Genomic DNA, 13,915 nt, shown 5'->3' with positions numbered 1-13,915 from the left:
CTCAGGTCACCTCCCTGCGGCCGACCTGTTCGGACTGGGCGAGGTATCCGGTCAGGTCGAACCCATACCTGGACAGCGCCCGGTAATCGTCCGGCAGCGTGTGGGGGACGGCGACACCATCGGGACCAGGGGCGAACACGTGCGTGGTCGCGTACCCGGTCGCGGACTCCCCGGGCGACACGGCGATGATCTCGGCTACCCGGCGGCGGCGCTGGGGGTTGCGGTCGGCATCGGTGTAGTTCTCCAGGTCCAGGTGGACGATCAGGTCGACGGCCGCAGCGAGCTTGCCGGTGGCCAGGTCGTGGGTGACGTGCCGGCCGGCCTCCATCGCGCAGGTGACCAGCTTGCGGATCGCGGCCACGGCGTCAGAGGCATGGGTGGTGGAGATAGACCCGGTGCCGGATTCCATCGCCTTGAGCATCGTCCAGATCTCCTTGCCGCGGACCTCGCCCACGATCTGGCGGGACAGGTTGAACCGGAAGGAGTCGTGCAGGGCATTGTCGAGGGTGAACTCCCCGGCCTGCGAGCCGTCGGCGGCGCGCTCACCGGCGCCGGGCCGGGCCTCCCAGGAGTGCACGTTCTGGCTGCGGCCAGGCAGCTGGTCCAGGTGCAGCTCGCGTTCGGTCTCGAAGGTGCCGATCTCCTCGCTGGCGGGGATCTGCGCGCACAGCGCCCGTACCAGCGTGGTCTTACCCGCGCCCTGGGCCCCGGAGACGACGATGGACTTGCGGGCCGCTACGGCCGCGGCAAGGAACGAGGCCGCGACCGGCGGCAGGGTGCCGCCGGCGACAAGGTCGTCCAGGGAGATGTCCAGCAGCCGGTGTCGGCGGATCACGATGAAGGGGCGCGGCACGACCCAGGCGGTGGCGGCCAAGCGGGCACCGCCGGCGAGCTGCAGGTGGAGGGACGGCTGGGCCTCGGAGAACCCGCGTGCCCCGTGCTGGGCACGGGAGCCGAGAAAGGTGAGGAACTCGATCAGCTCCTCGTCGCTGTCTGCGACGGGTGGGCCCGGAATCTTCGTGCCGTCGGTGAGCTCCAGGCGGACTTGGTCGTGACCGGTGACCATGACGTTCTCCACCCGGTCGTCGTCCACCAGCGGCTGCAGTCGGCCGAGGCGGAATAGGGCATCGAACACGGCCCTAGCAGTGGCCCGCTGCCGGGCCGCCGACCAAACGGGCCGGCCGGCGGTCGAGTCCTCGGCCATCGTCTGCTCGATCAGGTCGAGCACGATGGCCCGGCCGAGCTCCTCACGGTCCTGTCGGGAGAGCTCACCGCGCTCGGCGGAAACCGCGGCGGTCAGTTGCGCCGAGGCGCGCGAGCGCAACTGGGCGACCACGTGCCAGTCGACGAGGCCGGAGAAGAGGGCGGCGGTGGGTGCCGATGGCCGGCCGTTCGCCGCTGGGGGTGGCGTCGGGGGTGTCAGCGTCGGAGGGAGCGCGGCGGGCGACGTGTCCGGAGATGTCGACAGGTAGGGGAGGGCGGCGACATCGAGGTGACGGCGCGGCTCCTCCTCGTGGCTGGTGGTGTTGGAGATCCGGGTGTCGGTCACTGGGAGACCTCCTCGACCAGGGCGGCACGCCGCTGGGTGATCGTCGCGCCGATGGCTTCGGCCGCAGCGCGTAGGGACCGCACGTAGCCGCCGGTCTCGAACCGGCGCGGGGGAGCCTCGCCGCGGTGGTAGACCGCCGCCGCGTCGGCGTCCTCGGCGACCTTGGCCACCACACGCAGCCCGAGCACCTTGGCCACCTCGGCGGCGGAGTACGGTCGCCCCGCCCCAACGACGAGCAGGCCGGGCTCGCGCCACACGGCTGCCTCGTTGCGTAGCTCTGCGGCCCACGAGCGGGCACCGGCCATCGACGGTAGGTGCGGCCGGACGACGAGCAAGGTGAGGTCGGCCAGTGCGACCAGCTCTTGCGGCCAGCCGGGCAAGCCGAGCCGCCCGGCATCGACGATCACGTCCTGCCCGGTGGCCTCTAGGTCGTCGAGCACCGGCCAGAGTCGGCCCCACAGATCGCCCAGGCCCGCGGCCTGCTGGTGAGCCGTCGTCCCGGCGACGTAGGAGACGTTCGTGCCCTCGATCGGGCGAACCACCTCGCGGAGCGAGTCGGACAGATCGAGAGGCGAACGTGCCAGGTCGACCGTTCCGGCCTCGTACTGGCGCATGCCCTGGTAGAAGCCGGCCAGGATGCCGGAGCCGCCCGTGGGGTCGGCGTCGACGAGCAGGACTGGGCGGGGCCACAGCAGCGCCAGTCCGAGCGCCGTCGTGGTGACGCCCGGTGAGCCGGAAGCCGAACACAAGGTGATGACTGCCATGACCTCACCGGTCCCTGTCCTCGAGTACCGCGGCGACGTTCCCGGTGGCCGCCTGCGCCGCAAGCAGAGGGGCGTCGGCTGACGGGACGAGCAGGTCCACCACGACCGACCCCGGTTGCGAGCCGATGCTGACGCCCGCGACCTCAGCCAGGGTCGTGTCCGGGACGCCTTCAACCTGCCCAGACGTTCCGGGAGTGACCACGACCCGCACACGGTCACCGACGAGCAGCGGCGTGCCCGGCGCCTTCCCACTGGCCAGTTCCACACCGACCAGGGTCATGCCCTCGCGTGTCGTCGCGAACGGTGTAGCGGCCTCCCGGGTCAGGATTGCGCCCTTGGCCACGTCCAGGGAGATCCGCTGACCGACCAGGCCCCGCAGGTCGTCGACCGGCACAGGGTCCAGCGCCGCATCGACGCTCAGCTTGGCCACCGTGAAGTCGTCGGCGGAGAGCACCTCGCCGCGGTGCAGCGTGTCTCGTGCCACCAGCACCGACATCGACGTCGACATCGACGACCAGGTCGCCGCGCCCACGACCCCGCCGACAGCCACGGCCACGACTGCCACCGCTGTCTGCCACGGCCTGCGTCTAGCGCGAGGTGGCAGCGGCGCCGGCGACGAGGCCGGCGAAACCTCCGCCGTGCTGCTTCGAGACGTTGTGCTCGTCATTGTGTGCTGCCCTTCCGCTTGCGGGTGCCCGTCAGCTGGTCACAAGTACCTGCGCCTCCCCGACCGTGATTTGCGTGGAGCGGGACAGCCCCTCCATGCGGATCGTTCCCGTCTGTCCTGCGCCTTCCCAGGTGATGACCCAGTCCGACGTCGCGGTCACCGTGTACTTCTGGTTCGGCTGGTCGGCGCTCGAGTGGCCGTAGACGTGCCCGCAGTCAGGTGATGCTTGGCTGCCTCTGGACGCGCTGTACGGGGTGCCCTTGGTCGTGCACACGACCTGGTTGCCGTCCCCCATGTCCCACAGGATCCGGTGCACTCGCGCCGTGGCCGTCACGGTGATCCCACCCGCCGAGGCCGACGCCGTCACTGGACCGAACGTCCGCTCGTCGGTGCCAGCGACCCACATCCACACCGGCATGCCCACGACACCGACCGAGTCGTCGCCCGGCTCGGGCGCGATGCCGATATCGATGGCTCTCAGCTCCATCTCGTCGATCGCCAGCTCGGCCACTGCTCGAGGAGACGGCCCCGAGCCCGCCGGCGTCGGCGGGGTCTGCAGCCACAGGTACGCAGAGAAGTCCGTGTACGGCTGCCAGCACTCGTAGATCTGGCCGCCCTCAGACGGGTCGTGTCCCTGCCACAGGTAGTCGCCGGGTGCCGGCTGCGGTTCGAGCACGTGGATGTAGCAGTTGTGCGCGTTGCTCCAGTAGCCGGCGTCGTCTGTGCACGGCACCGGTCCCGGCGGTGGGCTCGTGATTCCCTGCTTCCTCGGGTCCCAGTAGCAGGCGGAGCCCGAGCCGGTGTCCTTCGGTCCGTCATCGACGGGCTCGGCCGCCGGCGTCGTTGGCACTTCAACCCAGACGAGGCACACACCACTGCGAGGCGAGTGAGCGGTGCAGGTCGGCGCCGCCTGAGCCGGCCCCGCGAACAGGGCGATGAGGCCCGCGACGGCGAGCAAAAGTGCGGTAACCCGCGTCACCTGGCGGCGCATGGCGGTTGCTCGAGATCCTGGCTTGAGGACACCCGCCAACCGCCCGTGGGGTCAGAGTCGGCGTGGCGCTTGACGACGGTGTGGCGGATCCAGCCCACCTCCGGCCGGTCCGGGGTGACGACAGAGGCGCCGTTGGCGTCCACGATGTCGACGGCAGAGACGTCGAAGCAGACGTCAACCTCGACGGTTTGCGGGTCCGTACTGAGGTTTGCGCCCCGGACGACCAGCTGGGCGATGCGAGTGTCGCCCGTCTGATGCAGGCCATCGGACCGTTCACTCTCGTACAACCGCTGCTGCGACCCAAGCTCGACGCTCTCCGCGTACTCCTCCAGGCGGGTCAGAGGCTGGCTCGGATCCTGGCCGAGCTCGTCCATGACGCCGTAGTAGTCGTGGATGAGCCGCTCGATGGACGTCGCCGCGACCTCTGACTCACTCGACGGCGATGGGGGCGCGCTCGGCGGCGTCGACCTTGACGCACTCGGCGACGCGTTGGCTGTCGTCGACGGGGCTGGACCGGGGTCACTCGTGCACGCCGAGACGGCGGCGACGACCAGCATCGCCGCCACCGAGACGCAGAGTCTTCCCCGGGACTGCATACGCGCTCCGCCCTCCGTAGGGGACACCGTCGTCCCCTTCTGGACGCGAACGACTCCGCGCCGCAGTGCCCGCGTGGAGTCGTACTGCCTCATGTATCCCATGAATCGCCCTTCACCGCAGTCAATTGGCTTGCGACTGTGACTTCCGCGGGCGCGACACCTCCCGCTTCTCTTAGGTGCGCACGTCCCCCCACGCATGTCTGATCACGGCGTTGTGGCCGTCTGCGACGTCGGTCGCGTGCGCGGAGCGCCGCTTGCAGTCGCTGCTGGTCATCCTCGTGAGCTTCCGCCTGCTGCTGGCCCGGCGTACTTCTGTCGTGTCGCGGTGCCGTCCCGCCGTCCCGCGCCCCGCGCGGTGCCGTCCCGCCATCCCGCGGTCGCCGAGGTCTCCCCGCCGGTGTCGCTCCACCGGCCCGAGGCTCTTCACACGTCTGGCACTGAGGCTGGTCGAGCGAGCACACCTTTGTCGTGGAGGTGTGCTCGTGACGGTCTCGATGCGGGTGATGTCGGCCGGGGACGGTTATGCGTACCTGCTGCGCTCGGTCGTGGCCGGCGACGGCCTGACGTCCCAGACCTCCGCGCTGACCCGGTACTACACCGCGGCCGGCACACCGCCGGGAACCTGGATGGGCTCGGGCGTCGCCCAGTTCGGCGAGGGTGAGCTGCGTGCCGGCATGACCGTCACCCAGGAGCAGCTCCAGGCGCTCCTGGGCCGCGGATGCGACCCGCTCACCGGGAACGGCCTCGGACGGCCGTACCAGCGGTACGTGACGGTGGCTGAGCGCATCGCTGCCCGCGTCGCGGGCGTTGATCGCGAGCTGCCCTCGGTGGAGTACGACGCCGAGGTCGCCCGGATCGAGTCTGAGGAGACCGAGAGGGGACCGCGGACTTCGGTGGCAGGGTTCGACCTGACGTTCTCGGTGCCGAAGTCGGTCTCGGTGCTGTGGGGCGTGGCCGATGCCCGGACGCAGGAGCTGATCGTTGAGGCCCACCATGTCGCCGTCGCGCAGGTGCTGGAGTTCTTCGAGCGTGAGGTCGCCGCCACCCGGGTCGGCTCCGGGGGCGTCGCGCAGGTCGACGTCTTGGGTGTCGCGGCGGTGGCCTACGACCACTGGGACTCGCGCGCCAACGACCCGCAGCTGCACACCCACCTGGTGGTCTCGAACAAGGTCCGCACCGCCGCCGACGGCAAGTGGCGCACACTCGACTCGCGGGCGATCCACAACGCGACCGTCGCCCTGTCGGAGTACTACAACGCCGTGCTCGCCGACCGACTCACCGGGACGCTCGGCATCGGCTGGGAGCAGCGTGCCCGGGGCAAGGACCGCAACCCGGCATGGGAGATCGCCGGCGTCCCCGATGTGTTGACCGCCGAGTTCTCCAGCCGGTCCCGCGACATCGAGATCGCCAAGGACCGCCTGGTCGGGGAGTACACCCGCACCCATCGGCACGCACCCTCGGCGGCGACGATCGTGCGGCTGCGCGCCCAGGCCACCCTCGCAACCCGCCCGGAGAAGACCATCCACTCCTTGGCCGACCTGATCGCCGCCTGGCGTGCGCGTGCCCAGCAGATCCTCGGCACTGACCCGACAAAGTGGGCGCGGGATCTGACCGTCTCGTCGGCTAGGCGCCCGTTCACCGCCGAGCACGTCCCACTCGAGATCATCACCGGAGCAGGTGCACGGGTCGTCGCGGCGGTAGGGGAGAAGCGGTCGACCTGGCGGCATTGGAACCTGTGGGCGGAGGCCTCCAGGCAGACGATGGGCTGGCGGTTCGCCACCGTCGAGGACCGCGAGGCGGTGGTCGGGATGATCACCGACGCCGCAACCGGGCAGTCGCTGCGGCTGACCCCGCCGGAGCTCGCACCCACGCCCGCGCTGTGGCAGCGGCCGGATGGGACCAGCATGTTCCGTCCCCGGCACGGGGCGTACTTCACCTCCGCGGACCTGCTGGCCGCCGAAGGCCGACTGCTCGACCGCGCGGAAGACCTGACCGCACCGTCGGTGCCCCCCAGCGTGGTCGCGCGGTCTGCTGCCATCCGGCATGACGGCACCACGCTCTCCATCCAGCAGGCCGAGGTGCTCGACACCGTCGCGACGTCCGGGCGGCGGGTGGACGTGCTCGTCGGCCCGGCGGGCGCTGGCAAGACCGCCGCGATGTGGGCCCTCCGGACGGCGTGGACAACCCAGCACGGCGCCGGCTCGGTGATCGGCCTCGCCCCGTCCGCCGCCGCGGCCGCCGTGCTGGCTGAGGACCTGGGTATCGGCTGTGACAACACGGCCAAGTGGCTCTTCGAGCACGCCCGGGGCCGTACGCAGTTCGGGGCCGGGCAGCTGGTCATCATCGACGAGGCCAGCCTCGCTAGCACGCGCACCCTGGACCGCATCACGGCCGTGGCTCAGGAAGCAGGAGCGAAGGTGCTGCTCGTGGGGGACTGGGCCCAGCTGCAGTCCGTCGACGCCGGCGGTGCGTTCTCTCTCCTGGTTGACGCGCGCGGCGACGACGTCCCCGAACTTGGCGAGGTGCACCGCTTCACCAACGACTGGGAAAAGCCCGCCTCGTTGGCGCTGCGTCGCGGCGAGGTCGAGGTCATCGGCACCTACGCCCTGCACGACCGGCTGCGCCAGGGCGCCACCGCCGAGATGATCGATGCCGCCTACGAGGCATGGTGCGCCGACCTTGCCGCGGGGCGCTCCAGCATCCTGGTCACGGACTCCGCCGAGTCCGTGCGCCAGCTCAACGAGTGCGCTCGCGCCGAACGCATCCAGACCGGGGAAACCTCGGCCGGCCGCGACGTCGCCCTCGCGGACGACGCCCGCGCCAGCACCGGCGACCTCGTCATCACCCGCCGCAACAACCGCATGCTGCGCACCGGCCGCAGCGGGTGGGTCCGCAACGGCGACCGGTGGAAGGTCACCGACGTGCGTCGCGATGGGTCCATGCAGGTGCGCCGCGCTGGGCGGCGGCTGGGGGCCAGCGTGGTGCTGCCCGCTACCTATGTCGCCGAGCACGTCGACCTCGGCTACGCGGTGACCGCCCACCGTGCGCAGGGCCTCACCGTCGACATCTCGCACGTCGTGGTCTCCGCGGCCACCACCCGCGAGAACCTGTACGTGTCCATGACCCGCGGCCGGGACGCCAACATCGCCTATGTCGCGCTCGACGAGCCCGACGAGTCCCACGCCACCCCGCAGCCGGCGGACGTCACCGCACAGACAGTGCTGTACGGGGTGCTCAAGCACTCCGGCCCGGAGCTGTCCGCTCACCAGACCGCCAGCGCCGAGCACGACCGGTGGACTGGCATCGCCCAGCTTGCGGCCGAGTACGACCTCATCGCCGTCACCGCCGAACGCGACCGGTGGCGGGACCTCGTAGTCGGTGCGCTCAGCGGTGCCGGTCGCATGAGTGAATCCGAGGCCGAGAGCGCGATCGCCTCCGACGGTTTCGGCGCGCTCGTGGCGGAGCTGCGCCGAGCCGAGGCCAACCACCATGACGTGCGCGTGCTGCTGCCGCGCGTGGTCGCCGAACGCAACCTGATTGACGCCGAGGACGTGACGGCCGTGTTGTCTTTCCGGGTGGCCAAAGCCGCGGCCATGCCGATCGGCAACCGCGCGCCCGACCTCATCGCCGGCCTCATCCCCGAAGCCCGTCGCCAGCTGCCCGACGACGTGCGCGCTGCGCTCGACGAACGCCGCGACTTGATTGAAGCGCGCGCCCGGGCGACGGCCGCGACGGCGGTGCGTCAGCGCGCTGCCTGGCTCCAGCGGATCGGTGAGCAGCCACTCGGCGGCGGCGACCGGCAGCGGTGGCTTCGACACGTGACCACGGTGGCCGCGTACCGGGAGCGGTACGGCATCACGAGCCGTTCCCCGCTCGGCCCCGAAGCGGAGTCCTTGGATCAGCGGCACGATGCCAAGCTCGCCGCGGCCGCGCTGCGCAGTGCCCGGACCATCGCAGGCACGAGGGGGGTGGGAGGCGAGAGCGCGCTCACTGTGACTCTCAGAATCGGGTAGCGCTCGAGTAGCGCCGTCGCCGCACGACCCTGGCACCTGTTGGCTGGAGTCAACCAGCACGTCAAGCGGTTCTGGGGATAACTCTCGCTGCCTCGAGGGGCGTAGCGCTTGACGCTCACGCTTTCCCGTGCGAACCGAACAAGCCGGCCGTCCGGCTGTCCAAGGCGCAGTCCGGATGGGTGGTCGTCCACAGGTTGTCAGGACGCACCGCGGTGGCCACGGCCGTCCCTGCATCCTTGGCTCAATTGGGGCTCGTCCGAAGCCTCCAGCAGAACCGAGGTGTATCGCGATGGTCTTCCGCGTCAGCTTTGCGGGCTCTTCGCAGATGAGGGTGTAGAGAGGGTCGGCGCGTCGGTCGCCGGATAGGGGTCGAGGTCTTCCGAAGATGGAGGTTCCTACGCCAGCCATCCGGAAGACCCCGAAGTGCCCGACGCTACCTTCGCCTGCCCTGACCTGACCACATTCGCCCGCCTCGACGAGCTCGGCCTGGAGGTGATCGGGCAGCGCCTCGAGCCCGATCACGCGGTCCTGGCCTGCCGTGTCGTCGAGGCGGACCAGTGGTGCCGGCGCTGCGGGTGCGAAGGCACGCCACGGGACACCGTCACGCGCCGGCTGGCGCACGAACCGCTCGGGTGGCGCCCCACGACGCTGCTGATCACGGTCCGCCGGTACCGGTGCACCGGGTGCGGGCACGTGTGGCGCCAGGACACCACGAAGGCGGCCGAGCCGCGGGCGAAGCTCTCCCGCCGCGGGCTGCGGTGGGCGCTCGAAGGCATCGTGTGCCAGCACCTGACCGTGGCCCGCATCGCCGAGGGCCTCGAGGTCTCGTGGAACACCGCCAACGCCGCGGTCCTGGCCGAAGGCAAGCGGGTGCTGATTGACGACCCGGGCCGGTTCGACGGCGTCACCGTCGTTGGGGTCGACGAACACGTCTGGCGGCACACCCGCCGCGGGGACAAGTACGTCACCGTGATCATCGACCTCACCCCGATCCGCGAGGGCACCGGGCCGGCCAGCCTGCTGGACATGGTCGAAGGCCGCTCCAAGCAGGCGTTCAAGACCTGGCTCGCCGAACGAGAGCAGTCCTGGCGCGACGGCGTGGAGGTCGTGGCGATGGACGGGTTCACCGGGTTTAAGACCGCCACCACCGAGGAGCTGCCCGACGCGGTCGCGGTCATGGATCCCTTCCACGTCATCCGCCTGGCCGGCGACGCGCTCGATGAGTGCCGCCGACGCGTCCAGCAGGACACTCGCGGGCACCGGGGCCGCAAGGGCGACCCGCTCTACTCCGCCCGGCGAACCCTGCACACCGGGACCGACCTGCTCACCGACAAGCAGAAACAGCGCCTGGAGAACCTCTTCGCCGTCGATGCCCACGTCCAGGTCGAGGTGACCTGGGCCGTCTACCAGCGCATGATCGGCGCCTACCGCGACAGCGACAAGACCCGAGGCCCGGCACGTGATGACAGCCGTGATCGACTCCCTCAGCCAGGGTGTGCCCGCCGTCCTGACCGAGGTACGCAAGCTCGGCCGCACTCTCAAGCGCCGCGCCGCCGACGTCCTGGCCTACTTCGACCGCCCCGGCACCAGCAACGGTCCGACAGAGGCCATCAATGGTCGACTCGAGCACCTCCGCGGCTCCGCCCTGGGATTCCGCAACCTCACCAACTACATCGCTTATGCGGACTTCCGCATAAGCGATGGTATGTCGAGCGCGTGATTATGCTGACCGGTCCCGTGGCCTTGGTGTCTCTTCGGGGGCGGTGGCTCGGGGCCGGTCAACATAACCGTGCCGGCGTCACCGGTTCGTGAGGAACGCGATGAGAGCGTCCGAGGCCTGGTAGCGGGCTGGTGGCCGCTCGTCGATCGTGGGAACGCGTTCGAGGGTGCGGCGTTTGAGCTCCAGATCGGCGTGGAGGTAGGCCTGCGTGGTCTGGATCGTGGCGTGACCGAGCCAGAGCGCGATGCTGGCGGTGTCGATCCCGGTGTGCAGGAGCGTCATCGCGCAGGTGTGCCGCAGGGTGTGCGGGGTGATGTTCTTCCCGCTCAGGCTCGGGCAGTGCGCGGTCGCGGTGGCGGTGTGCCGGGCGACGAGCTTGCCGACTGCCGCTCGGGTCAGCGGCGTGCCGGTGCTGGTCGGGAACAGCGGCCCCTCCGGGGCGGTCGGGAGTTCGCTGATCCAGGCCGTCAGGAGCTTGACAGTGTTCTTCTGCAGCGGGATGACGCGGTGCTTGCGCCCTTTGCCCAGGCATTGAAGCTGGCTGTGCGGGCCGATCTGGATGCTGTCGACGCGCAGGCTGGTCAGCTCGCTGACGCGCAGCGGTTTGGATGCCCAGGTGCAGCAGCAGCCGGTCACGGCGACCGATCCAGGTGCTGGTGTCGGGGGCAGCGATGAGGGCTCCGGCCTCGGGGCGGGTCAGGAACGACACGATCGTGTTCTTGGTGCGTTTCGCGGGGATGGCGAGGATCTGGCTGATCGTGGCGATAGCGTCGGGTGCGCGGTAGCTGGCGTAGGTGAAGAACGATCGCAACGCCGCGCGACGGGCGTTGCGTGTCGTGGCGGAGTTTCCGCGTTCGGTCTCCAGATGCTGGAGGAACCCGCCGATCAGGTCGGCGTCCAGGTCGGCCAGCGTCAACGCTGAGGGCGCGATGCCCGTGGCTCGCTGGGCGTAGAGCAGCAGCAGCCGGAACGTGTCGGCGTAGGCGGCCTTGGTGTGGGCGCTGGCGTTTAGGTGCCGGTCGAGCTTGTCGGTGAAGAACCGTTGCAGCAACGGCGCGAGGTCACTCATCATCGCCCCCGCTGACCGGCAGGCGATCCGCGAGGGCAGCGGCCAGTTCCGGAGTGTTCGACAGATACCAGTAGGTCGAGTCCGGGCTGACGTGCCCGAGCCAGGCCGAGAGCACCGGCATCATCTCGTCGACGTCCCCGCCGGAGCGGATGTGCCCGATGAGGGTGTTCGTGGCGAACGAATGGCGGAAGTCGTGCAGTCTGGCCGCCGGTTCGGTCTGACTGCCGGCCATCCCCGCCAGGGCGCGGATCTCGCGGAACGTGTTTGTCGCTGTGGAGCGGGCGATCCTGGTGCCGCGCCGCGCGACGAACACCGCGGTCGTTCTCGGGGCCGGGAACGTCGCATCGCGCAGCCGCTGATACTTCCGGATCGCGGTCATGGTCGTCGCGTGCAGCGGGACGAGCCTCGACTTGCCGAACTTCGTGTCGGTGACCCTGACCCAGCCGCCGTCGTCCTCGTCGGGAGTGACGTCGTCGTCGTTCAGGTTGCGGGCCTCGCTGATCCGCAGTCCCGTCACGGCCAGCAGCCCGAGCAGGGTCTGCCATGACGCAGCGCGAACCCGCGGCGTCAGCCGGCCCGCCGCAGCCAGCAACACGTCGATCTGCTCGCTGGTGAAGATCAGCGGGCGGGGGCGGTGGCTGCCGTAGGGGCGTCCGTCGAGGACCGGAACCTCGGTGGCCGGGTCGAACCAGGCGACGTGCTCGGCGAACTGCTTGACGTAGTTCAACCGCTCCAGCACCGTGCCGCGAGAGAACTGCGCCACCCATGCGGTGGCCAGATCATGGCGGATCGTGGGCTCACCGGCCGCGTCCATCCAGCCCACGAACGCATCGAGCGTCTTGGCTGGGGCGGCGAGCTTGAACCCGAGCGCCCGGCGCGTAGACAGGTGAACCGCCCCGGGTTCCGTGGAGGGTTCCTTCCTTGGAAGGATCCTTTGCATGCAGAACACGGCCAAGCGGTACCCCGTCGAGGGGGTCAAGGAGCGTGCGGTGCGCATGGTCCCGGAGCATCGGCAGGACTACCCCAGTGAGTACGAGGCGATCCGCACGATCGCGGACAGGCTCGGGGGTCGGGCATGAGACGCTGCGCAAGTGGGGGCGCCGCGCGGAGGTCGATGCGGGCACCAAGCCCGGAGTGAGCAGTGCGGAGGCCGCTCGGATCAAGGAGCTCGAGAAGGAGAACCGTGAGCTGAGGCGGGCGAGCGAGATCCTGAAGTCCGCGGCGTCCTTCTTCGCGCGGGAGCTCGACCCGCCACAGCGTTGATCTGCCGGTTCATCGACGACAACCGGGCACGGTTCGGGGTCGAGCCGATCTGCCGCGTGCTGACCGAGCACGGCTGCCAGATCGCCCCGAGCACCTACTACGCCTACCGGTCCCCCACGCCCGCGGCGCGGACGATCACCGACGCGGTGGTGGTCAACGAGCTGCGCAAGCTGCGCCAGGACGCCAACGGCCGTGCCACCCCGGAGAGCTCGTACGGCTACCGCAAGACCTTTACAGCACTCGGTGAAACTCATCTGCTTCGCGTGATGCGCATTCTGCCGCGAGTCAGCAAGGGCATGTTTCTCGGTCGTGCCTCCTGCGGCCGTGCCGCGTTTAACGGTGGAGCACTTTGTAGGAGAACACTCCTGGACGTCAGCGGGCGGATGTGACGACGCGGGGCAGGTCGAGCTGGTCCGCCAGCGCCTCAAGTGTGGGCAGCGGATCCTCGCGTGCCGGGAGCAGTTGGACGCAGACGTGATCGGCTCCCGCGTCGAGCTGGGCCTGCACGGCTGCTGCCAACTCGACCGGGGTGCCGTGGGGAGCGAGGGCGTCGACCGCGGCATCCGTGGCGTCGCCGTCGAGCTCGGCCGCGGTAAACCCATGGGACTCGAGCGTGCGGCGGTAGTTCGACAGCGACAGGTAGGGCGAGAGGAAGGCGCGGGCCGCTTCGCGTGCGGCCGCGGCATCGGTGTGCGGCACAAGTCGCTGCTCGGGTGCCACGAGAGGCCCGGGGCCGACGAGGTCGCGGGCGAAGCGCGTGTGCGCGGGCGTGGTCATGTAGGGGTGGGTCCCGGCGGCGCGCTCGGCCGAGAGCGTGAGGGTGCGCGGGCCGAGTGCCGAGATGACACGGCGCTTTGCGGGCACGCCCGCGGCATCGAGGGTGTCGAGGTAGGAGACGAGCGCCGAGTACGGCTTCTGGTATTGGTCGCCGAGCGCCTCACGGTGTCCGATGCCGACGCCGAGCATGAACCGGCCCGGGTGGGTCTTTTCAAGGCGGTGGAACGATGCTGCAACCTTGGTCGCCGGAGACTTCCAGATGTTGACGATGCCGGTGGCGATCGTCACGTTCTCGGTGGCATTGAGAAGCTGCTCGGCGATCGCGAGGTCGGCGTCGGGGGAGCCGCCGATCCAGATCGTTCCGTACCCGAGCCGCTCCACCGCGGTGGCCATCTCGGGCATGAGCAGCGCTCCGCCGCGCCAGAATCCGAGGCGGCCAAGAGCGGGCGTGGCAGAAGAAGACGTGAGCATGGGATTCCAACCGGCAGGCGAGATGGACAGGGAAG

At 70.1% G+C, this 13,915-nt stretch carries 12 protein-coding genes, 2 pseudogenes and 1 other annotated feature; of the genes and pseudogenes, 5 read left to right on the top strand and 9 right to left on the bottom strand.

Going from position 1 to position 13,915, the window contains the following annotated elements:
- Position 1: 1 nt before the first annotated feature.
- The 5 genes from ACF0H8_RS19470 to ACF0H8_RS19450 all read right to left on the bottom strand — a co-directional run bounded on the left by ACF0H8_RS19470 (position 2) and on the right by ACF0H8_RS19450 (position 4,528).
- Complete coding sequence (locus ACF0H8_RS19470) at positions 2-1,549, bottom strand: CpaF family protein (protein WP_395290498.1); 1,548 nt, start codon at positions 1,547-1,549, stop codon at positions 2-4.
- Positions 1,546-2,313 (bottom strand): hypothetical protein, encoded by a 768-nt coding sequence (locus ACF0H8_RS19465; RefSeq protein WP_395290497.1) that lies wholly within the window; start codon positions 2,311-2,313, stop codon positions 1,546-1,548. The genes ACF0H8_RS19470 and ACF0H8_RS19465 overlap by 4 nt, the downstream gene beginning before the upstream one ends.
- A gap of 4 nt (positions 2,314-2,317) precedes the next feature.
- Positions 2,318-2,869 carry an SAF domain-containing protein gene (locus ACF0H8_RS19460; protein WP_395290496.1) on the bottom strand — a complete coding sequence of 184 codons (552 nt, stop codon included), beginning with the start codon at positions 2,867-2,869 and terminating at the stop codon, positions 2,318-2,320.
- Positions 2,870-3,011: 142 nt separating this feature from the next.
- Positions 3,012-3,971, bottom strand: a complete 960-nt coding sequence (locus ACF0H8_RS19455) for a hypothetical protein (protein ID WP_395290495.1) — start codon at positions 3,969-3,971, stop codon at positions 3,012-3,014.
- A complete protein-coding gene (locus tag ACF0H8_RS19450; RefSeq protein ID WP_395290494.1) occupies positions 3,956-4,528 on the bottom strand; it encodes a hypothetical protein in 573 nt (190 codons plus the stop codon). The genes ACF0H8_RS19455 and ACF0H8_RS19450 overlap by 16 nt, the downstream gene beginning before the upstream one ends.
- A gap of 521 nt (positions 4,529-5,049) precedes the next feature.
- Here ACF0H8_RS19450 and mobF point away from each other — a divergent pair.
- Both mobF and ACF0H8_RS19440 read left to right on the top strand, forming a co-directional pair.
- The gene (mobF, locus tag ACF0H8_RS19445) at positions 5,050-8,580 is read left to right on the top strand and encodes a MobF family relaxase (protein WP_395290493.1); all 3,531 of its coding nucleotides are present in this window, start codon (positions 5,050-5,052) and stop codon (positions 8,578-8,580) included.
- Positions 8,581-9,003: 423 nt separating this feature from the next.
- Positions 9,004-10,300, top strand: a pseudogene (locus ACF0H8_RS19440) (ISL3 family transposase).
- A gap of 78 nt (positions 10,301-10,378) precedes the next feature.
- Here ACF0H8_RS19440 and ACF0H8_RS19435 read toward each other — a convergent pair.
- From ACF0H8_RS19435 to ACF0H8_RS19425, 3 genes and pseudogenes are all read right to left on the bottom strand, one after another.
- Positions 10,379-10,936: a tyrosine-type recombinase/integrase gene (locus ACF0H8_RS19435; RefSeq protein WP_395290492.1), complete on the bottom strand. Its 558-nt coding sequence runs from the start codon at positions 10,934-10,936 to the stop codon at positions 10,379-10,381.
- A gap of 211 nt (positions 10,937-11,147) precedes the next feature.
- A pseudogene (locus tag ACF0H8_RS19430) lies at positions 11,148-11,369 on the bottom strand (integrase); the annotation flags it as partial.
- Entirely contained in the window at positions 11,362-12,309 is a 948-nt protein-coding gene (locus ACF0H8_RS19425; RefSeq protein ID WP_395290934.1) for a tyrosine-type recombinase/integrase, read from the bottom strand. The gene ACF0H8_RS19425 and the pseudogene ACF0H8_RS19430, both read right to left, overlap by 8 nt.
- Between ACF0H8_RS19425 and ACF0H8_RS19420 the strand changes: the two genes are divergently transcribed.
- From ACF0H8_RS19420 to ACF0H8_RS19410, 3 genes are all read left to right on the top strand, one after another.
- A complete protein-coding gene (locus tag ACF0H8_RS19420; protein WP_395290491.1) occupies positions 12,308-12,448 on the top strand; it encodes a hypothetical protein in 141 nt (46 codons plus the stop codon). The genes ACF0H8_RS19425 and ACF0H8_RS19420 overlap by 2 nt on opposite strands.
- 55 nt (positions 12,449-12,503) lie before the next feature.
- Complete coding sequence (locus ACF0H8_RS19415; protein WP_395290490.1) at positions 12,504-12,632, top strand: hypothetical protein; 129 nt, start codon at positions 12,504-12,506, stop codon at positions 12,630-12,632.
- Positions 12,590-12,721 (top strand) — a sequence feature (AL1L pseudoknot). (Overlaps the previous gene by 43 nt.)
- Complete coding sequence (locus tag ACF0H8_RS19410) at positions 12,689-13,021, top strand: hypothetical protein (protein ID WP_395290489.1); 333 nt, start codon at positions 12,689-12,691, stop codon at positions 13,019-13,021. It overlaps the preceding feature by 33 nt.
- On the opposite strand, the gene ACF0H8_RS19405 is transcribed toward ACF0H8_RS19410, so the two are convergent.
- Positions 13,005-13,880, bottom strand: coding sequence for a TIGR03620 family F420-dependent LLM class oxidoreductase (locus ACF0H8_RS19405; RefSeq protein ID WP_395290488.1), 876 nt, complete (start codon positions 13,878-13,880; stop codon positions 13,005-13,007). The genes ACF0H8_RS19410 and ACF0H8_RS19405 overlap by 17 nt on opposite strands.
- Positions 13,881-13,915: the final 35 nt, after the last annotated feature.

It is taken from the genome of Georgenia sp. AZ-5, from assembly GCF_043952095.1.
Classification (GTDB): domain Bacteria; phylum Actinomycetota; class Actinomycetes; order Actinomycetales; family Actinomycetaceae; genus Georgenia.
This window is presented reverse-complemented; position numbering and strand designations above follow the sequence as displayed.